The organism is Roseateles sp., from assembly GCF_036486225.1.
Taxonomy (GTDB): domain Bacteria; phylum Pseudomonadota; class Gammaproteobacteria; order Burkholderiales; family Burkholderiaceae_C; genus Roseateles.
Genome location: NZ_DASVNZ010000073.1, coordinates 18,829 through 38,164 on the forward strand (window position 1 = coordinate 18,829; position 19,336 = coordinate 38,164).

Annotated in this window: 22 protein-coding genes and 1 riboswitch; of the genes, 15 read left to right on the plus strand and 7 right to left on the minus strand. The window is 68.9% G+C overall.

Annotated features, from left to right (window positions below):
- Positions 1-113: 113 nt before the first annotated feature.
- The 3 genes from VF536_RS05420 (at position 114) to VF536_RS05430 (ending at position 3,506) form a co-directional block, all read left to right on the plus strand.
- Entirely contained in the window at positions 114-1,154 is a 1,041-nt protein-coding gene (locus VF536_RS05420) for a GGDEF domain-containing response regulator (RefSeq protein ID WP_331613786.1), read from the plus strand.
- Positions 1,155-1,240: 86 nt separating this feature from the next.
- Positions 1,241-2,263 carry a diguanylate cyclase gene (locus tag VF536_RS05425; protein ID WP_331613787.1) on the plus strand — a complete coding sequence of 341 codons (1,023 nt, stop codon included), beginning with the start codon at positions 1,241-1,243 and terminating at the stop codon, positions 2,261-2,263.
- Between the two features lie 145 nt (positions 2,264-2,408).
- Complete coding sequence (locus tag VF536_RS05430) at positions 2,409-3,506, plus strand: DNA glycosylase AlkZ-like family protein (RefSeq protein WP_331613788.1); 1,098 nt, start codon at positions 2,409-2,411, stop codon at positions 3,504-3,506.
- Positions 3,507-3,512: 6 nt separating this feature from the next.
- On the opposite strand, the gene VF536_RS05435 is transcribed toward VF536_RS05430, so the two are convergent.
- Positions 3,513-4,541, minus strand: coding sequence for an aldo/keto reductase (locus tag VF536_RS05435; RefSeq protein ID WP_331613789.1), 1,029 nt, complete (start codon positions 4,539-4,541; stop codon positions 3,513-3,515).
- A gap of 189 nt (positions 4,542-4,730) precedes the next feature.
- Between VF536_RS05435 and VF536_RS05440 the strand changes: the two genes are divergently transcribed.
- Both VF536_RS05440 and VF536_RS05445 read left to right on the plus strand, forming a co-directional pair.
- Complete coding sequence (locus VF536_RS05440) at positions 4,731-5,672, plus strand: AraC family transcriptional regulator (protein WP_331613790.1); 942 nt, start codon at positions 4,731-4,733, stop codon at positions 5,670-5,672.
- A gap of 10 nt (positions 5,673-5,682) precedes the next feature.
- Entirely contained in the window at positions 5,683-6,663 is a 981-nt protein-coding gene (locus tag VF536_RS05445) for an AraC family transcriptional regulator (protein ID WP_331613791.1), read from the plus strand.
- A 15-nt stretch (positions 6,664-6,678) separates the two neighbouring features.
- On the opposite strand, the gene VF536_RS05450 is transcribed toward VF536_RS05445, so the two are convergent.
- Together VF536_RS05450 and VF536_RS05455 are read right to left on the minus strand one after the other, a co-directional pair.
- Entirely contained in the window at positions 6,679-7,296 is a 618-nt protein-coding gene (locus VF536_RS05450; RefSeq protein ID WP_331613792.1) for a hypothetical protein, read from the minus strand.
- Between the two features lie 169 nt (positions 7,297-7,465).
- Complete coding sequence (locus VF536_RS05455) at positions 7,466-8,305, minus strand: SDR family NAD(P)-dependent oxidoreductase (RefSeq protein ID WP_331613793.1); 840 nt, start codon at positions 8,303-8,305, stop codon at positions 7,466-7,468.
- A gap of 518 nt (positions 8,306-8,823) precedes the next feature.
- Here VF536_RS05455 and VF536_RS05460 point away from each other — a divergent pair.
- From VF536_RS05460 to VF536_RS05475, 4 genes are all read left to right on the plus strand, one after another.
- Positions 8,824-8,994: a hypothetical protein gene (locus VF536_RS05460; RefSeq protein WP_197507081.1), complete on the plus strand. Its 171-nt coding sequence runs from the start codon at positions 8,824-8,826 to the stop codon at positions 8,992-8,994.
- An 85-nt stretch (positions 8,995-9,079) separates the two neighbouring features.
- Complete coding sequence (gene infA, locus VF536_RS05465) at positions 9,080-9,337, plus strand: translation initiation factor IF-1 (RefSeq protein WP_067278543.1); 258 nt, start codon at positions 9,080-9,082, stop codon at positions 9,335-9,337.
- Positions 9,338-9,386: 49 nt separating this feature from the next.
- Complete coding sequence (locus VF536_RS05470) at positions 9,387-9,596, plus strand: oxidoreductase-like domain-containing protein (RefSeq protein WP_331613794.1); 210 nt, start codon at positions 9,387-9,389, stop codon at positions 9,594-9,596.
- Between the two features lie 222 nt (positions 9,597-9,818).
- Positions 9,819-10,301, plus strand: a complete 483-nt coding sequence (locus VF536_RS05475) for a hypothetical protein (protein ID WP_331613795.1) — start codon at positions 9,819-9,821, stop codon at positions 10,299-10,301.
- On the opposite strand, the gene VF536_RS05480 is transcribed toward VF536_RS05475, so the two are convergent.
- Positions 10,229-11,020 (minus strand): HAD family hydrolase, encoded by a 792-nt coding sequence (locus tag VF536_RS05480; RefSeq protein ID WP_331613796.1) that lies wholly within the window; start codon positions 11,018-11,020, stop codon positions 10,229-10,231. The genes VF536_RS05475 and VF536_RS05480 overlap by 73 nt on opposite strands.
- Before the next feature lie 30 nt (positions 11,021-11,050).
- A riboswitch (S-adenosyl-L-homocysteine riboswitch) is annotated at positions 11,051-11,149 on the plus strand.
- Between the two features lie 114 nt (positions 11,150-11,263).
- Between VF536_RS05480 and ahcY the strand changes: the two genes are divergently transcribed.
- The 4 genes from ahcY to VF536_RS05500 all read left to right on the plus strand — a co-directional run bounded on the left by ahcY (position 11,264) and on the right by VF536_RS05500 (position 15,067).
- Positions 11,264-12,697: an adenosylhomocysteinase gene (ahcY, locus tag VF536_RS05485; protein ID WP_331613797.1), complete on the plus strand. Its 1,434-nt coding sequence runs from the start codon at positions 11,264-11,266 to the stop codon at positions 12,695-12,697.
- Between the two features lie 22 nt (positions 12,698-12,719).
- On the plus strand, positions 12,720-13,451 hold the full coding sequence (locus tag VF536_RS05490; protein WP_331613798.1) for a TlyA family RNA methyltransferase: 732 nt from the start codon (positions 12,720-12,722) through the stop codon (positions 13,449-13,451).
- Entirely contained in the window at positions 13,448-14,296 is an 849-nt protein-coding gene (gene metF, locus VF536_RS05495) for a methylenetetrahydrofolate reductase [NAD(P)H] (protein ID WP_331613799.1), read from the plus strand. Before VF536_RS05490 ends, metF begins: the two co-directional genes overlap by 4 nt.
- A gap of 129 nt (positions 14,297-14,425) precedes the next feature.
- Complete coding sequence (locus tag VF536_RS05500; RefSeq protein ID WP_331613800.1) at positions 14,426-15,067, plus strand: OmpW/AlkL family protein; 642 nt, start codon at positions 14,426-14,428, stop codon at positions 15,065-15,067.
- An 11-nt stretch (positions 15,068-15,078) separates the two neighbouring features.
- On the opposite strand, the gene pepQ is transcribed toward VF536_RS05500, so the two are convergent.
- Together pepQ and VF536_RS05510 are read right to left on the minus strand one after the other, a co-directional pair.
- Positions 15,079-16,422: a Xaa-Pro dipeptidase gene (pepQ, locus tag VF536_RS05505; RefSeq protein WP_331613801.1), complete on the minus strand. Its 1,344-nt coding sequence runs from the start codon at positions 16,420-16,422 to the stop codon at positions 15,079-15,081.
- Positions 16,423-16,454: 32 nt separating this feature from the next.
- Positions 16,455-17,048, minus strand: a complete 594-nt coding sequence (locus tag VF536_RS05510) for a 5-formyltetrahydrofolate cyclo-ligase (RefSeq protein WP_331613802.1) — start codon at positions 17,046-17,048, stop codon at positions 16,455-16,457.
- Between the two features lie 100 nt (positions 17,049-17,148).
- Between VF536_RS05510 and VF536_RS05515 the strand changes: the two genes are divergently transcribed.
- Positions 17,149-17,706: a TfoX/Sxy family protein gene (locus tag VF536_RS05515; RefSeq protein WP_331613803.1), complete on the plus strand. Its 558-nt coding sequence runs from the start codon at positions 17,149-17,151 to the stop codon at positions 17,704-17,706.
- Here VF536_RS05515 and VF536_RS05520 read toward each other — a convergent pair.
- Positions 17,651-18,013 (minus strand): DUF2917 domain-containing protein, encoded by a 363-nt coding sequence (locus VF536_RS05520; protein WP_331613804.1) that lies wholly within the window; start codon positions 18,011-18,013, stop codon positions 17,651-17,653. The genes VF536_RS05515 and VF536_RS05520 overlap by 56 nt on opposite strands.
- A gap of 126 nt (positions 18,014-18,139) precedes the next feature.
- Here VF536_RS05520 and VF536_RS05525 point away from each other — a divergent pair, with 126 nt between their 5' ends.
- A complete protein-coding gene (locus tag VF536_RS05525; protein ID WP_331613805.1) occupies positions 18,140-19,123 on the plus strand; it encodes a LysR family transcriptional regulator in 984 nt (327 codons plus the stop codon).
- Positions 19,124-19,336: the final 213 nt, after the last annotated feature.

Consider the following 19,336-nt stretch of genomic DNA (forward strand, 5'->3'; position numbering starts at 1 on the left):
TCACCCCGAACCGGTCATTTGCCGCACACGCGGAAACTTGATCCCCCGACTCAGGGCCGCCTCGCGCGGCCCTTGTCGTTTCATGAAGGCAAGCATCGCGGCAGAATGACCGCATGCACGCCATGCCGACCTCGCCGTCCCCGCTGACCATCCTGATCGTCGACGATCAAAGTGCCACGCGCGTGGCGCTGACCGCGGAACTGGATCGCGCCGGCCACCGCGTGCTGGAAGCCGACAGCGCCGAGTGGGCGCTGGAGCTGTTCCGCCGCTACCGGCCCGACCTGGTGCTGCTGGACGTGGAGATGCCGGGCCACGACGGCTACTGGACCTGCCGCGAGATGCGCGCCGCCGAGCCCGGCGGCTGGACGCCCATCATCTTCCTGTCCCAGTTCAACCAGGACGAGGACGTCTGGAAGGGCATCGAGTCCGGCGGCGACGACTACCTCGTCAAGCCGGCCTCCGCGATGATCCTGCACGCCAAGCTGCGCGCGATGCAGCGCCTGGCGCAGATGCGCGCGCGGCTGGTGACGATGTCCGAGGAACTGCGCGCCGCCAATGCGCAGCTGGAAGAACTCTCCAGCGTGGACGCGCTGACCGGCCTGATGAACCGGCGCGCGCTGGACGCGCGGCTGCAGCAGGAACTGGACCTCGCCCGCCGCGACGGCAAGCCGCTGACGCTGATGCTGTGCGACGTCGACCACTTCAAGCGCTACAACGACGCGGCCGGGCACGTCGCCGGCGACGACTGCCTGCGCCGCATCGGCCGGCTGCTGAAGGAAACCTGCCGCCGCCCGAGCGACTGCGCCGGGCGCTACGGCGGCGAGGAGTTCGCGCTGGTGCTGCCCAACACGCCGCGCTCCGGCGCGATGACGTACGCCCGCGCGCTGATGCGCACGGTCGAACTGGCCGCGATCCCGCATCCGGACTCGCCGACCGGCGCCACGATCACGCTCTCGGGCGGGATCACGACCTGCCTGCCCGACGAGAGCACCAGCGCCGAAGGCCTGATCATCCGGGCCGACGACGCGCTCTACAACGCCAAGTCCACCGGCCGGAACCGCTTCTTCAGCTACGAGATGCAGATGGACACGGCGGAGCAGCGCCGCGCGGTCACCCCCGCGCCCCCCGCCGCGCCGCGCTCGTCCCCGACTTGAGGCATACCCGAACTGCCTTCGAGGGGACCGGCCCCGCATAATCGGCTCCGGCACATCTTGTTGCCGCCTGTCGACGATGCCCGGCCATGGACGCTTCCGCCTCGCTGCCGCCTGCCTCGCTCCCTCCGCTGCGCATCCTGGTCGTGGATGATCAGGCGAGCACGCGCGGGTTCCTGTGCAGCCAGTTGCGGGCGATCGGGCACTCCACGCTGGAGGCGGACGGCGGCGACAGCGCCCTGGCCTGCTTCGACGGCGAGCATCCCGACCTGGTGCTGCTCGACGTCGAGATGCCCGACCACGACGGCTACTGGGTCGCCAGCCAGATGCGGGCGCACGAGAACGGCGGCTGGACGCCGATCATCTTCCTCTCCAGCCGCGACCGCGACCAGGACCTCTGGCAAGGCATCGAGTCCGGCGGAGACGACTACCTGGTCAAGCCCGTCTCCAACACCGTGCTGCAGGCCAAGCTGCGCGCGATGCAACGCCTGCGGCGCATGCAGACGCGGCTGCAGGAGGTCTCCGACGACCTGCGCCACAGCAACGCACGGCTGGAGAAACTCTCCGGCGAGGATCCGCTGACGCGCCTGCTGAACCGGCGCGCCTTCGACGCCCGACTCGCCCAGGAGATCGCCTGCGCGCGGCGTGACCAGACGCCGCTGACCCTGGTGCTGTGCGACATCGACCATTTCAAGCGCTACAACGACAACTTCGGCCATCTGGCCGGCGACGCCTGCCTGCAGCGCGTCGCGCTGCTGCTGCAGGAGACCTGCCGGCGCCCGCGCGACTGCGCGGCCCGCTACGGCGGCGAGGAGTTCGCACTCATCCTGCCGGGCACCCCGCGCTCCGGCGCGATGACCTTCGCGCGGGCGGTGATGCGCACGCTGCGCAACTGCAACATGCGTCATCCGGATTCGGTGGAGCCGCACGTCACGCTGTCCGGCGGCATCACCACCTGCGTGCCGGATGCGGACACGACCGTCGAAGGCCTGCTGCGGCGCTCCGACGACGCGCTCTACACCGCGAAGTCGCGGGGCCGCAACCGCTTCTTCAGCTTCGAGATGCAGATGGACACCGTCGAGCAGGCGCCGAGCGGCTTCGCGCCGCTGTGAGGTTCTTGCTCCCTCTCCCGCTTGCGGGAGAGGGCGGGGGTGAGGGCCAGCGGCCTCGGCAGTCAACCAGCCTCAACCGACTCTGCTGACACATCCGGTGCGACGCCGGAGTACCGTCAAGGCTTTCGACGACCACTGCTTCCGAATGCCCGTGATCGACCATGACGCGCTGCGGCGTCACGCCATCGCCCGCACCTTCTTCAAGCCGACGACGCTGCTGCGCGCGATCCAGCGTCTGGGCTTCGTGCAGGCCGACCCGATCCGCGCGCCGGCGCGGGCGCAGGACCTGATCCTGATGCATCGGGTGAAGGACTACCGCGCCGGCCAGCTCGAAGCGCGATACACCAAGCTCGCGGTCGAGGAGGACGCCCTCGTCAACTACGGCTTCCTGCCGCGCGAGACGCTGGCGCTGCTGCACCCGCGCGTCGCGAAGCGCCCGTGGGACGAGGAGATGAACAGTCGGGCCGCCGAGGTGCTCGAGTTCATCCGCGCACGCGGCCGCACCCATCCACAACACGTGCAGCAGGCCTTCAGCCACGGCCGTGTCGAAGGCTACTGGGGCGACGAGCTCAACGCGAGCACGCAGCTGCTCGACGGCATGCACTACCGCGGCCTGCTGCGCGTGGCGCGGCGCGATTCCGGCACGCGGGTGTACGAGGCGATCGAGCACCTGATCCAGGACGACAGCCCCGAGGCCCGCCACGCCCGGGCGGGCGCGCTGCTCGACATGATCGTGGCGCTGTATGCGCCGCTGCCGTCGGCCAGCCTCGGCTACCTGACCTCGCTGCTGGGCTATGGCGCGCCGCACCTGCGCGTCGAGGCGCGCAACGTGCTGAAGGAAGCGAAGACCCGCTGGGGCCATGCGAAGGTCGACGGCGAGTTCTGGTACTGGCCGGCCGACGAGAACCCCGCGGCCAGGAGCCACAGGATCGAGCCGGAGCGGCTGCGCTTCCTCGCCCCGTTCGATCCGCTGGTGTGGGACCGCCGCCGCTTCGAGCGGCTGTGGGGCTGGGCCTACCGCTTCGAGGCCTACACGCCGCCGGCCAAACGCACGATGGGCCACTACGCGCTGCCGATGCTCTGGGGCGACCGGATGATCGGCTGGGCCAACCTGAAGGTCGAGGCCGGGACGCTGGTCCCGGACCCCGGCTTCATCGACAAGCGGCCGCGCGACGCGGCCTTCCGCGCCGCGCTCGACGAGGCGTACTACGGGATGGCGATGTTCCTCGGCCTCGAGGAATGACGCCGATCAGGCGTTCACAAGCGCCATCGACACCTCGGGGTATCGCGCCCCGGCCACCGGGAACTCGTCGAGCAGATCCCTCAGGTCCTCGCGCAGCACGTCGTTGAGCCGCACGCGCGCGGCCATCGCGTTCTCCTCCAGCCGCGCGATCGAGCGGGTGCCGGGAATCGGCACGACGTCCGGACCGCGGTCCAGCAGCCAGGCCAGCGCCAGCTGCGCCGGTGCCAGGCCGTGGTCGCGGGCCAGCGCGACGAGCGCATCGGCCAGCGCGAGGTTCTGCGCCAGGTGGCCGTCCTGGAAGCGCGGATTGACGCGCCGCCAGTCGTTCGCCGCCAACTGGTCGGCGCTGCGGATCGCGCCGGTCAGGAAGCCGCGCCCCAGCGGGCTGTACGGCACCAGCGCGATGCCGAGCTCGCGGCAGGTCGGCAGCACCTCGGCCTCGACGTCGCGGGTCCACAGCGAGTACTCGGACTGCACCGCCGCGATCGGATGCACCTGGTGGGCACGGCGGATGGTCTCGGCAGACGCCTCGGACAAGCCGATGTGACGCACCTTGCCGGCGCGCACCAGCGCGGCCATGGCGCCGACGGTCTCCTCGATCGGCACCGTCTTGTCGACGCGGTGCAGGTAGTACAGGTCGATGTGGTTGACGCCGAGGCGGCGCAGGCTCCCGTCGCAGGACGCGTGGACGTTCAGCGGCCGGCCGTTGACGCCGGCCGAGAGCCCGTCCGCATTGCGGACGATGCCGAACTTGGTGGCGAGCACCACCTCGCGGCGGCGGTTGGCGAGCAGCCCGGACAGCAGCTTCTCGTTGGCGCCGTTGCCGTAGATGTCGGACGTGTCGAGGAAGTTCATTCCCAGGTCCAGCGCGCGGTGCAGGACGGCCATCGACATGGCCTCGTCGGCGGGGCCGTAGAAATCGGACATCCCCATGCAGCCCAGGCCGAGCGCGGAGACCTCCGGTCCGTGGGCGCCGAGCCGGCGACGCGGCAGTTGGGGCAGGTTGTTGAGCGGTTCCCTGGACATGATGGTCATGGCGGCACTCCTTCGAAAGCGGTGGAAGCGCGACGACCGGACGGCCGCCGCGATGTCCGAGAGCTTAGGAATCCGCCCCCCTCCGGAACCAGCGCAATGCTCGCCCGTCCTTGCCCGATCCTCCGGAACCCGGTCCGACGCGCTCGCGGACGCTGGCGGCGCGCGCGACGGACTTGCACAATCCGATGCATGGTCGCACCCACACCGATTCCCCTCGCCGACGGCTTCCCCGACGCGCTGCAGGCCCTGCGCGCGCAGATGGTGGATCTGACGCTCCGGCACATCGACGCCGAGGGCTCACGCCCGACCGCCATCCCCTGTCTGCACCTGATCAAGGCCAGCTGCAGCATGCCCAAGACCGCGCCGGCCTTCTACGAGCCCGGCCTGGCCATCGTGCTGCAGGGGCGCAAGAAGGTGGAGCTCGGCACCGAGACGCTGTACTACGACCCGCTGCACTTCCTGCTGGTGTCCATGCCGATGCTGCCCAAGGGCGGCGTCATCGAGGCGACGCCGGACAAGCCCTACCTGTGCGTGCGCATCGACTGTTCGACCGCGACGCTGGCGGAGCTGATGCTGGAGGTCGGCCCGGCCAGCACCGACGCGTCGCCGTCGGCGCAGTCGGGGCTGAACGTGGCGCCGGTGTCGGAGTCGCTGCTGAGCGCCGCGCTGCGGCTGATGCAGCTGCTGGACAACCCGTCGGACCAGCGCGTGATGGCGCCGCTGCTGCAGCGGGAGATCTTCTACCGCGTGCTGACGGGGCCACTCGGACCGCGGCTGCGCGCGCTGGCGCAGCAGGACAGCGCGACGCGCCGGCTGTCGCGCGCCATCGACGAGCTGAACCGCCGCTTCAGCGAGGCCATCAGCATCGACGAGCTGGCCGCGGTCGCGCACATGAGCGCGTCCACGCTGCATCAGCGCTTCAAGCAGCTGACGAGCATGTCGCCGATGCAGTACCAGAAGCAGCTGCGACTGCAGCATGCGCGCCGGCTGATGCTCGGCGAGGGACTGGACGCGGCGGCGGCGGCGCATCAGGTCGGCTACGAGAGCGCCTCGCAGTTCAGCCGCGAGTACCGCCGCCTCTTCGGCACGCCACCGCGCGCGGACATCGAGCAGTTGCTGCGCGCGGGATGAGGGCCCTCCCATGAGCGTCCCCACGAGCGCCCCGAACAACGCCCCGAAGCCCGACACCGACGCGCTGAGCGCGCTGCTGTCGCGCCACGCGCCGCGTGAAGGCGTCTGGCCGACGGCCCTGCCGCGGCTCTGGATCCTGCGGCTCGACGCGCCCGGCGGCGAACTCGCGCATGCCGTGCAGCCGGCCTCGATGTGCCTGATCTCGCAAGGGGCGAAGGAGGTGCTGCTCGGCGAGGAGCGCTACGTCTACGACGCCGCGCGCTTCATGGTGTTCACGACCGACCTGCCGGTCAGCGGCCGCGTGATCGAGGCGACGCCGGAGCGCCCCTACCTCTGCCTGCGCCTGGATTTCGATCCGGAGGAAGTCGCGGAGCTGGTCGCGCGCAGCGGTCCGCCGCGGGCGCCTGCCGGGCCGGCGAACGGCATCGGCACCAGCACCGCCGCCGGCGACGACCCGGGCCGCGGCCTCTTCCTCAGCGCGGTGACGTCCGAGATGCTCGATGCCGCCGCGCGTCTGATGCAACTGCTCGATCACCCGGAGGACCATGCGGCGCTGGCGCCGATGGCGATGCGCGAGCTGGTCTACCGCGTGCTGCGCAGCGAGCAGGGCGAGCGCCTGGCGCAGGTCGCGCGCGCCGACAGCCAGACGCAGCGCGTGCACCGCGCGATCCGCTGGCTGAAGGCGCACTACGCGCAGCCGCTGCGCATCGAATCGCTGGCGAAGGAGGCGCACATGAGCGCGTCCTCGCTGCACCACCACTTCCGCGCGCTGACGGCCATGAGCCCGCTGCAGTACCAGAAGCAGTTGCGGCTGCAGGAAGCGCGCCGGCTGCTGATCGCCGAAGGCCTCGAAGTCGCGCGCGCCGGCCACGCGGTCGGGTACGAAAGCCCGTCGCAGTTCAGCCGCGAGTACAGCCGGCTCTACGGCACACCGCCGTCGCGGGATGCGGCGAAGCGGCGCGACACGCCGGCTTCGCGGTTCACGGCCTGAGCGCCGCCGCGGTCCTCATTTGCTGAAGCAGTTCCCCATCATCGCGGGGGCGTCCTTGAGGCGATCGTCGGTCGGGTTGAGCGCGGCGACGCGGTTCTCATAGACCCGCGTGCACTTGCTGCCCTGCCGGATCACCTTGGAGCCGGAGCCGCTCGTCGAGACGGCGGACACGATGGGCAGCGTGCCGGCGGCGTCCGCGATCGCGGACTCGACGGTGCGCGGCGCGCTGTGACTGCGCTCGTCGTTGCGGATCTGGTCTGCCATGCGCACGCGCGGATCGGAGGCGGGGCCGGATTTCGGCAGCGCAAGGTTGAGCGTCGTGCGGCCGTTGCCGAGCGGCGCGGACGCACCCGAAGCCGGCATGGACGGCACCGAGACCGTCTGGAACGACGTCGACGGCGGCTCGGCGGACATCGTCACCTCGGGCGGCGCGACGAAGATGGGCGCGGGGACGTATTCGCGAGGCCGTGACAACGGCAACTTGCCGAGAAACCTGTCGTCGATGGCCGACGGATCGTCGACCAGCTTCGGAGCCAGCTTCACCAGCAGCAAAGGCTCGATGTTGTGGCCGATCGGGTCCGGTCGCACCGTCAAGGTACCGCGCCACAGCAGCAGCAAGGCAAGCGCCTGCACGAACAGCGCCGCCGTTCCTGCGATTCGCCGCCGACTCCGGCCGGCGGGCTCCCAATGCGCCACCGTCATGACGGCGTGCCGCGTTCCCCCATCGCGCCCTCCCCGGCGGACATGTCCCGGGGCGGGATGGTATCCGCGCCCCGGGTCCGTCGCCGGAGGTCAGGTGAGTTCAGACGTCGTCGCGGTCCAGCGAAGCGGACAAGCGCGCGTGCGCCTCGATCTCGGCCATGCGCAGCCCGAACGTCTCACGCGCCATGCCCAGCGCATCCGAGCCCGCCACGAAGTGCAGCGGCGGCGCCGGCATCGCGGCCAGTTCGACGAAGGCGCGTCCCAGCTTGGCCGGATCGCCGGGTTGCTGGTGGTTGTAGGCCTCGTAGGTGGACAACGGCGGCGTGGGGAGCGTCGCGTAGTCCGCGATAGTCGCCGTGCCGTAGCGGACCGAGCTGGCATCCAGGAAGTCGGTGCGGAAGAAGCCCGGCTCGACGACCGTCACGCGGATGTTGAAGCCGGCGAGCTCGGGCGCCAGCGACGCGGTGAAGCCGTCGACGGCGAACTTCGTCGCGCAGTACACCGTCGCGCCGTCGAAGCCGCGGAAGCCGCCGACCGAGGCGATGTTCATGACGTGCCCGTCGCGCTGCCGGCGCATCACCGGCAGCACCGCGCGGGTGACGTGCATCAGGCCGAAGACGTTGGTGGCGAACTGGCGCTCGATGTCGTCGGCGCTGATTTCCTCGAACAGGCCGAGCTGCCCGTAACCGGCGTTGTTGACCAGCACGTCGATGCGGCCGAAGCGCGCGACGGCCTGTTCGACCGCGTCGGCGGCCTCGGCTTCGCGGCTGACGTCCAGCGGGAGGCACAACACGTCCTCGCCGTGGTCGGCGTAGGCCACCTTCAGCGCTTCGACGTTGCGCCCGGTGGCGACGACGCGGTCGCCGGCGGCCAACGCCGCGCGGGCGATCTCGAGACCGAAGCCGCGGTTGGCGCCGGTGATGAACCAGATCTTGCTCATGGAGTTCCGTCCTTCAGGGGTTCAGAGGATTCAGGGCCGGCCGGCGGCGGGATGCCGGGGCCGGTGGGGGGGACGGATGAATCCTAGGAACGGGGCGGCGATCGCACGTGCCGGTTCCGGTACAGCGCTTGCACGATCCGCCGAACTCAAGAGATGCGCGAATCTCGCGCTTGGGCTACAATCGCCGCTTGACTCGCACAAGACCACCCTCTTCAGGTCTTCTTCTGCAGCCCCTCCGGTCCCTCCCAAGGACCCTTCTGCGAGCGGCTCGCACCAGCATCACCCCCCGGTTCGTGCGCTTGAGCGTTTCTGGTTTCGGCCTGTCTGTTCGCCATTCGGCTGATCGGCATCAGAAGCCACTTTCCGTGCCCCTTCTGTTCGTATCATCGAATCGGAGTGGTACACCTTCCCACACCGCGCCAAGACGGTTGCTTATTGCGATTGCCTGTCAAGGCGCACACCTCAAAATAATGATGCAGAACAAACGCATTGAGGTGGGGCGATTCCTTGTCTCACCGATGACCAAACCCCATGCCGACGGCGGATTCGCCGCGGCCGTCTCGATCCAGTCGGGACGCGGCATGGCCAGCATTGATCGTGTCATGCGATTCGTGCCGACCTTCGAGACCCGCCGCGCCGCGTTGCGCTATGCGGAGACCGAAGGCACCGCCTGGGCGCGCAGCCACTGAGCCGCGCGCCGCTGATATCCAAGGCGAAGGCCTGCGGCAGACCGCGGCTGGCGCCGTTTTCATCTTCAAGCATGGAGCAAGCCGTATGGCCAAGGAAGAACTGATCGAAATGCAGGGTGTCGTCAACGAAATCCTGCCGGACTCGCGCTTCCGCGTGACGCTGGAAAACGGCCATCAGGTCATCGCCTACACGGGCGGCAAGATGCGCAAGCATCACATCCGCATCCTGGCCGGCGATGCCGTCTCCCTGGAAATGTCGCCGTACGACCTGACCAAGGGCCGGATCACCTTCCGTCACCTGCAGCGTTCGAACCACTCGGGCCCACCGCCGGTCCGTCGCTGACGCGCCTTGCCGCGGGAGGCCTCCAGCCCCTGCGGGAGCTTCGCCAGCCATGACTGACGTCCCGTCCGACACCGCCGCCGTCCCGGCCTCGTTCGAGGCGGGCGACGATCCGATGCCCGTGCCGCCACCGCAGCCGGACATCGATGCGTGCTGCGGCAACGGCTGCGATCCGTGCATCTTCGACTTGCACGATCTGGCGATGGATGCGTACCGGCAGGCGCTGCGCGCCTGGAAGACGCGTCATCCGGACGCCGGCTGACGATGGCCGGCTGACGATGCTCAGCACCCCACCGGAAGGGCCGCCTCGCGCGGCCCTTTCCTTTTTGGGGAACCGGCCGCCGCTCCGCGCTCCGGGGTGTTTTCGTTTCGTGACGTTTTGGGGGACATCCCCCGATTCAGAACCCTCGCACGATGGCCGACATCAAGGACAGGCGCCGCGCTTGCCGCAGCGGCGCAACGCTCCTGCCCTCCGGAGGTCTCGATGTTCATGACCGGCCAGACCCGTTTCCATGTCGCGCATTCCGACGCCCAGGCCAATCTGCGCTTCGCGCTGGCGCGATTGAGCACCGATTGGCGGAGCCTCGATCCGTTCGGGCTGGAGATCCTGCTGCGCCATCTGCTGATGGCGGAACACCGCTGCATGCCGCATCCCAGCGTGCTGCGCGAGCGTCCGACCAATCGCTGGCTGCTGCCGCGCCTGCGCCGGCGGCGGATCGAGGTCGCGGAGCGTCTGATCGCCGTCGGCGGCCGGGTCAGTCACGCGGCGCTGGCGCGCGTGCTGCCGCGCGGGCACGACTGGCCGGGCGTCTCGGCGCTGGTCGGCCGCCACGCCTGGGATCCGGTCGAGGGACGCCAACCTCGCCCTCACCGCCCCGTCGTCGACGAACCGGCCTACCCGCGCGCCAGCAGCAGGGCCCGGGCCACTTCCGCGAAGCCGTCGCCGCGTTCGGTCGCAGTGACATAAGCCGGCGGGTGATCCAGCATCGGCAGGAAACGCGCGATGTTGGCCACCCCCACCGACAGCGGCATGCGTTCGAACATCAGTTGATCGTTCGTCGAATCGCCGACATACACCCACTCGGCGGGATCGAAGTCCAGGCCCGTCAGCCGCTTCACCGCCCACAGCGCCGCGGTCCACTTGCTGTGATCGCCGATCCAGCCGTTGACGTGGATCGAACTCACCGTCGCCACCAGCCCGTGCGCGCGCATCCGGTCGCAGACGGCGGCGATCGCCTCGTCGTCCAGCGTCGCGAACTCGCTGTGGTCGACGGCGATGTCGGTCAGCCGGCCGCCGCTGTCCCGCGCGAGCACCGCGCCAGGGACCGTCGCCACGATCTCCCGCGCGCAAGCCTGCAATCGCGCGAAGTTCTCGGCGCGCGTCACGTCGTCCTGGGCGAATTCAGTGGAGAGCGCGTCCCCCTCCCGGTGCAGCAGCACCCCGCCGTTCTCCGCGACGATCCCCCGGACGGGCCAGGCCATCGCGAAGGGCTCGCTCCAGCCGGCGGGACGCCCGGTGATCGCGATGACCGGTACGCCGGCCGCATGCAGCCGGTGCAGCGCCTCCAGCGCCGCCGGTGCGATGTCGCCGTCCGCCGTCAGGGTGTCGTCGATATCCGTCAGCACCCCGCGCAGGGGGCGCCAGGCCGCGCGGGGGCAGTCGCTGAGCGGAGGGATCGTTCGCATGGGGGGCGATTGTTGACTACAATCGCGCCCTGTTCCGAGGAGCGTTGCGACCTCCCATCCCATCGAGGCCAGGCTCGGAACCGCCGCGCGGCGACGCGTCCGCGGCAATGGCAACCGCGCTCACCCGTCGACCCTTCGCAGGCCGGGTGAGGACCGAGCGGCAACTGCCCCAGCAATTGCCCTCAGCGCTTCTCCCCATGTCCTGATCGTTGGCGTCGACGGCCCTTCCTCGCAGGAGTCCGCATGAACGCCCAATTGAAGCCGCTGGCCCAAGACCAGTACCTGATCAAAGACCTGTCGCTGGCCGACTGGGGCCGCAAGGAGATCAAGATCGCCGAGAGCGAGATGCCCGCGCTGATGGCCATCCGCGAGGAATACGCCGCCGCGCAGCCGCTCAAGGGCGCGCGCATCACCGGCTCGCTGCACATGACGATCCAGACCGCCGTGCTGGTCGAGACGCTGCAGGCGCTGGGCGCGGAAGTCCGTTGGGCTTCGTGCAACATCTTCTCGACGCAGGACCACGCCGCCGCCGCGCTGGTCGCCGTCGGCACGCCCGTCTTCGCCTACAAGGGCGAGACGCTGGAAGACTACTGGGATTACACCCACCGCATCTTCGACTTCGGCGCCAAGGGCACGCCGGGCGAAGGCCCGAACATGATCCTGGACGACGGCGGCGACGCGACGCTGCTGATGCACCTGGGCCAGAAGGCCGAGAAGGACCTGTCCGTGCTGGCCAACCCCGGCAGCGAGGAAGAGCGCATCCTGTTCGCCGCGATCAAGAAGAAGATCGCCGAGGACGGCACCTGGTACACCCGCAAGAGCGCCGAGATCATCGGCGTCACGGAAGAGACGACCACGGGCGTGCACCGCCTGAAGGAAATGTCGGCCAAGGGCACGCTGCTGTTCCGCGCGATCAACGTCAACGACTCGGTCACCAAGAGCAAGTTCGACAACCTGTACGGCTGCCGCGAGTCGCTGGTGGACGGCATCAAGCGCGCCACCGACGTGATGATCGCCGGCAAGATCGCCGTGATCGCCGGCTACGGCGACGTGGGCAAGGGCTCCGCGCAGGCGATGCGCGCGCTGTCGGCCCAGGTCTGGGTCACCGAGATCGACCCGATCTGCGCACTGCAGGCCGCGATGGAAGGCTTCCGCGTCGTGACGATGGAATACGCCGCCGACAAGGCCGACATCTTCGTCACCACGACCGGCAACAAGGGCGTGATCCGCCATGAGCACATGGCCGCGATGAAGCACAACGCCATCGTCTGCAACATCGGCCACTTCGACAACGAGATCGACATCGCGTCGATCGAGAAGTACGAGTGGGAAGAGATCAAGCCGCAGGTCGATCATGTGATCTTCCCTGACGGCAAGCGCATCATCCTGCTGGCCAAGGGCCGCCTGGTGAACCTGGGCTGCGGCACGGGCCACCCGAGCTACGTGATGTCGTCCAGCTTCGCCAACCAGACGATCGCGCAGATCGAGCTGTTCGCGCACAAGGACGCCTACGCCGTCGGCCAGGTCTACGTGCTGCCCAAGCACCTGGACGAGCACGTCGCGCGTCTGCAGCTGAAGACGCTGAACGCGCAGCTGAGCGAGCTGACGGACGAGCAGGCCGCCTACATCGGCGTGTCGAAGTCGGGCCCGTACAAGCCCGATACCTACCGTTATTGATTGACTGACCCGAGACCCGACCATGCGTGCTGACCAGCTGCTTCTCTCCCTTGGCCTGGCGCCCACGCGCTCGGCCGCCCAGCGGCTGATCGACGCGCGTGCGGTCGAGTGGGAAGGTCCCAAGGGCTGGACCGTCGTGCGCAAGTGCGGCGAGGACCTGCCCGAGGGCACCCCCATGCGCGTGACGGACGACGCCGAGCTGCGTTACGTCTCGCGCGGCGGGCTCAAGCTCGAAGGCGCGCTGGCCAAGGTCGGTGTCTCGGTGGCGGGCCTCACGGCGCTGGACATGGGCCAGAGCGCGGGCGGTTTCACCGACGTGCTGCTCAAGGCGGGTGCGACGCACGTGACCGGCATCGATGTCGGCCACAGCCAGCTGCACGAGACCTTGAAGGCGGACCCGCGCGTGACCGCCCATGAAGGCATGCACGTGAAGGACTACGTCCCGGCCGAGCCCTTCGATCTGGTCGTGGGCGATCTGAGCTTCATCTCGATGATCGGCACGCTCAAGCACGTGGTCGGCTGGCTCAAGCCGCAGGGCCAGGCGCTGCTGCTGATCAAGCCGCAGTACGAGCTGGGCCCCAAGGCCTTGAACAAGAACGGCATCGTCAAGGACAAGTCGCAATACGTCGTGCTCAAGGAGCAGGCCCTGGCGGCCGCCGAGAAGCGCGACCTCGTCGTGAAGGGCTGGTTCGAAAGCCCGGTCACCGGCGGCGACGGCAACACCGAATTCTTCATCTGGGTCCAGAAACCATGACGACGCCCAAGACGCCTGTCAGCATCGAATTCTTCCCGCCGAACACATCCGTCGGCACCGAGAAGCTGAAGACCGTCGTGCAGGAACTGCGCGCGGTGAACCCGCAGTACTTCAGCGTCACCTACGGCGCGGGCGGATCGACACGCGAGAAGACGCTGTCGACCGTCGCCGACATCGCGTCGCAGGGTTTCGACGCGGCGCCGCACCTGTCCTGCGTCGGCTCGACGCGCGAGAACATCGCCGAGATCCTGACGACCTACCGCGACCAGAACATCCGGCGCGTCGTCGCGCTGCGCGGCGACCTGCCCAGCGGCACGGCCACGGCAGGCGAGTTCCGCTACGCGGCCGAGCTGGTGCGCTTCATCCGCGAGACCCAGGGCGCGGACTGGGACATCGAGGTCGCCGCCTATCCCGAGTACCACCCGCAGCAGCGCTACGCGGCGCGCGACCTGCAGTTCTTCGCCGACAAGGTGCGGGCCGGCGCCAGCGGCGCGATCACGCAGTTCTTCTACAACCCCGACGCCTACTTCCATTTCGTGGACGCCACGCGGGCGATCGGCGTGGACGTGCCCATCGTCCCGGGCATCATGCCGATCAACAACTTCTCGCGGATCGCGCAGTTCGCGCAGCGCGACGGCATCGAGATCCCGCGCTGGGTCGCGCTGAAGATGGAGGGCTACATGGACGACGCCGCCTCGGTGCGCGCCTTCGGCCTGGACGTGGTCACCCGCCTGTGCGAACGGCTGATCGCCGGCGGCGTGCCGGGGCTGCATTTCTATTCGCTCAACCAGAGCGCGCTCACGCTGGCGTTGTGTGAACGCCTCGGTCTCGCCGCGAAAGCTTGATAAGGCGCAAGCGCTCCGCGCCGTTCCAGGGAACCGCTCCGGTTCGCTGCCGTTCCTTGTGAACGGTCAAGGTTCTCGCGGAGCGGTCCGCGTTCAATCCCGGTCATCCCATTGACCAGGAGTGATCGCATGTTCCGCACCACCACCACCGCCTTCTTCCGTCCTTCGATCGCCATCGGTGTCGCGCTTGCCGCGCTGGCCACCGCGATGGCGCCGGCGGCCCACGCGCAGAGCAGCCCGTGGGTGTACCGCGCCCGCGCAGTCAACATCGACCCGGCGGACAAGGACAAGACCGGCCTGGGCCTGTCGCTGAGCCGCAAGACCATCCCGGAACTCGACTTCAGCTATTTCCTGGCGCCGAACTGGGCGACTGAACTGGTCCTGACCGTGCCGCAGCGCCACAAGCTCTACAGCAACGGCGCGCGCATCGGCTCGGTGAAGCATCTGCCGCCGACGCTGACGCTGCAGTACCACTTCAACCCGGAAGGCAGCTTCCGCCCGTACGTCGGCGCGGGCCTGAACTACACGAGCTTCTCCGGCGTCCATTTCGAGCCCGCGGTGCAGGCGGCGCTGGCACCCACCCTCAAGAAGAACAGCTTCGGCCTGGCCGCGCAGGCCGGCTTCGACGTGATGCTCGACAAGCAGTGGTCGATCAACGTCGACGTGAAGAAGCTCCAGATGGCCACCGAGGTCCGCTCCAAGGGCGCGAACGTCGGCAAGTTCAGGATCGACCCGCTGCTGGTGGGCGTGGGTGTCGGCTACCGGTTCTGATCAGCCCAGATTCAGATCAATGCTGCGAACGCATCCCGCGTCAGGTTCTCCGGCGCGCCCGCCTCGCGGCAGGCGACGTCATCCTCGATGCGGACACCGCCGAACGCGCTCAGGTGCTTCACCAGGGCCCAGTCGACGTTCGCCCCCGCGGGCGTCGCGCGCAGCTTGTCCAGCAGCATCGGGATGAAGTACAGACCGGGCTCGATCGTCACGACCATGCCGGGCTGCAGCACGCGCGTCAGGCGCAGGTACGGATGGCCGTCGGGCTTGGCGATCGTGCCGCCGTCCTCGCCGGCCATGAAGCCGCCGATGTCGTGGACCTGCAGTCCCAGCAGATGGCCGATGCCGTGCGGCAGGAAGGTCGACGTCACACCCTGCGCGAGCATCGCCTCCTCGTCCATCTTCACGATGCCGAGCTGGCGCAGCACGCCGGCGGTCTCGCGGTGCGAGGCCAAGTGGATGTCGCGGTAGTCGACGCCGGCGCGCACGCGGTCGACCAGTCGCAGCTGCGCCGCTTCCATCGCGTCGATCAGCGCCTGGAATGTCGTGTCGCCGTTGCCGGTCGTGCGGGTGATGTCCGACGCGTAGCCGCAGCTGTGCGCGCCTGCGTCCACCAGCAGCGACAGCGATTGCGCCGGGGCGCGCTGGTCCTGGTACTGGTAGTGCAGCACCGCCGCGTGTTCATTGAGCGCCACGATGTTGCCGTAGGGCAGATCCCGCTCGGCGAATCCGCAGGCGTCGAGGTAGGCGTTGTGGATCGCCGCCTCCGACAGCCCGTCGCGGAAGGCGCGCTGCGACGCGAGGTGCGCCTTCGCGCCCAGCGCGGACGCCTCGCGCAGACGCAGCAGTTCATACCCGGTCTTCGCGGCCCGCGCGTAGTGCAGCGGGTTCAGCACCTCGGGCGGGTTGTTCGGGACGATGTCGCCCAGCGCCGCATCCGCCTCGCCGACGATCGCCAGGGTGCCCGGTACCTGCAGGTAGGGCAGCGCCTCGTCCGGCTTGCGGACGATGATCAATTCGAAGTGATCGACCCAGAAGCCGCTCGGCGCCTCGGGCGGCACATGCCAGTAATCCTCGGGCTGCACGTAGACGAGACGCGGCTTGTGCCCGGGGCGGATCACCAGCCAGCTGTCCGGGTGTCGGATCAGCGGCACCCACAGCTTGAAGTGTGGATTCGGCTGGAAGACATAGGGGCGATCGTCCAGGAAGGCGAACTTCTCGATGCCCGACGCGATCAGCAGCGCATCGAAACCGCCGCGCTGCAGCGCGTGTTCGGTGCGGCGCTGCTGCTCCGCGAGGTGGGCGGTGTACAGGGTGTTCAGGGCGTTCACGGCGTTGGAATCAATGGCGCTCATGGCGGGACTCAAGGTGGGACTCGAGGCGGAATTCATGCGCGGGAATTCTCCCAGACGACCCCCATCTCGGTCAGCATCGCGTCGAGCTTCACGTCGTTGGGCTGAGCGGTCAGCGTCGGCTGGAAGCCGTGGCTGAATCCGACGCCGACGACCACCGGTTTCGGCTGGATCTGCGCGATCGTGCGCAGCATGAAACCGCCGCCGTAGCCCATGCGGATGCCGCCCGGGCCATAACCGAGGCAAGGCAGCAGCAGCAGTTGCGGGTCGAAGGCCTCGGTGTCCTTGGGCTTGGTGATGCCGGTGGCGTCCTCTTCCATCGGGCAGCCGGGATACCAGACGTGGAAGCGCAGCCGGCCTTCCTCGCGGTCGACGACGGGCAGGCCGATGCGGCGGTCCCCGTCCACCTCGCTCCAGCGGTACAGCGCCGGCAGCGGATCGAATTCCCCCTTGATGGGCCAGTAGGCGGCGATGCGCTTTTCCTTGCGACCGACCAGCCAGACGCGCAGCACGCTCTGGACGACGTCGGCGAGTTCAAGGCGGCCCGGCAGGTCCAGGCGCTCGCGGATCAGGCGCTCGCGCAGCGCCTGGCGGTCTTCGGAGATCGGCAGCTTGTCGTTCGGATCCATCCAGCCCATTCGCCTTCCCTTGCGGACCCGGCGGGCCCTGGAGCGGACCATTGTGGCCGCCTCGCGGACGGGGCGCCAGCGCTGATCTAGAGTCGACGCCATGGCACGCACCACCACCACGGGAACCGTCCGCCGCGTCACCGGCGCCGGCGCGGACTTTGCGAATCACTGCATGGAGTTGCTGGCGCCGCTCGGGCCGACGCTGGCGCGGCGGATGTTCGGCGGCTTCGGGCTGTACGTGGACGGCCTGTTCGTGGCCATCATCAGCCGCGACGAGCTCTACCTGAAGGCGGACGCCGTCAGCCAGTCCCGCTACGTGGATGCGGGCTGCGAGCCGTTCCGGTATTCGAAGACCGGCAAGGACGGGCGACAGGACGTCGCCAGCCTGAATTACTTCCGGCCGCCGGAGGAGACGCTGGAATCGCCCGCGCTCATGCTGCCCTGGGGACGGCTGGCGATGGAGTCGGCCTTGCGCTCCGCCAACGCGAAGCCGAAGGCTAGGACGCCGAAGAAGAGCGCCGGCACCAGCGCCGAGCCGAGCACGGACACGAAGGAGAAGCCGGTCAGGACGCTGAAGGGGGTCACGAAGGCCGCTCCCGCGGTCAAGCGTTCGCCAGGCGCTGGCCGAACAGCTGCCCGAAAGAAGGCAGGCGGCTGACGACGCTGCGCGCCAGCTTGTTCGCGCAGACCTGCGGCGGCACCATCAGCTGGAAGCGGGCGGTCGGCCAGGCTTCGACGACGAGTTCGGTCCCGCTGGCCACTTCCAGCGTTTCGCCGGCCGACAGCCAGAAATCCTGCGCCGGCAGGTTCAGGTCGCCACGCTGCGTCACCCAGACGCGACCGTCGAGCACATGCAGTTCACGGCGGCCCGGACCGATCGGCAGGCTCATGGCCTCGCCCTGTGACAAGGTCCACGCGGCGTCGTCGCGGCTGACCTGGATTGATGACTTTTGCATGACATTCATGATCTGCTCCTTGTCCCCCGGGCGGTCCGCGCACCGACGGCCTTCCTCGTGGACATGGTGCAATATTAGGGTTGACCCGCACGGCGGTCCAATGAGTCTTGTCGCGTCGATTGATACCATCCGCTCATGAATCCGCCCCGCCATCGCCCGCTCGCCGTCGGTCCGCTGCGTGCCTTCGAGGCGGTGGCCCGGCGCCTGAGCTTCAGCGCCGCCGCCGAGGAGCTCTACCTGACCCAGTCCGCCATCAGCCGCCAGATCCGGTCGCTGGAGGAGGAACTGGGGGCGACGCTGTTCAAGCGCGGCACCCGCCACGTCGAACTCGCGCCGGACGGCAAGCTGCTGCTGTCGGCCGTGGAGCCGATGCTGGAGCGGCTCGACAGCACCGTGCGGCAGATCCGCTCGACACGGGGCCGGCGCGTGGTCAACGTGACGACCTTCGCGTCCTTCGCCTCGCTGTGGCTGATCCCCCGGCTGGAGGCCTTCCAGCGCGAGCATCCGGACATGGACATCCGGGTATCGGCGCTGGATCAGCTCGTCGAGATCGACGACAGCGAATTCGACGTCGCGCTGCGCTACGCCGCGCCCAACCGCGTGGCGCCGTCGGCGCGGCGGATGTTCGGCGAGATGCTGACGCCGGTGGTGAATCCCTGGGTCGCCAAGCAGGCGCAGGAGGGCCAGGGGCCGCCGCTGAGCCAGGCGGCGGATCTGCGTCAGTACACGCTGGCGGAGGAGGACGATCAACGGCCCAGCGGCCTGTTCCTGAGCTGGCGTCGCTGGCTGGCGCTGCACGGCGCGCCGGATCTGCAGCCGCGGCGCTGGATGTACCTGAACTTCACCTACCAGCAGATCCAGGCGGCGGTCTCCGGTCAGGCGGTGGCGCTGGCGCGGCTGCCGATGATCTACGAGGCGCTGGAGCGGGGCGAACTGGTCGAGCCTTTCGGCGAGGCCGGCCGCACGGACTGCCCGACGGTGTACTGGCTCATGATGTCGGAGCACGGGCGGGCACGGCCCGAGGTCGTCGAATTCGCGCAGTGGATCAGCGAGCAGGCGGCGATCACGCGCCGGGCGATCGGTGAGCCGGATCCGCCGATGGATGAGAACTCGGGCTGAGCCGCACTGCGTCGGCCGCTGGCCCTCACCCCCACCCTCTCCCGCAAGCTGTATGGACCGAGGACATGGGTGACAGGTGTGCCGGGACATGGGTAACAGGTCGGGGCCAGGTTAGTCAGCCTGGCACAGCTCAATCATGCGCACCTTTTGGTGGCAGAAGAAGACATCGAAGCTGCCGTCGATATCCGGGTGAGGTCGTAGGGCGACAGGTTG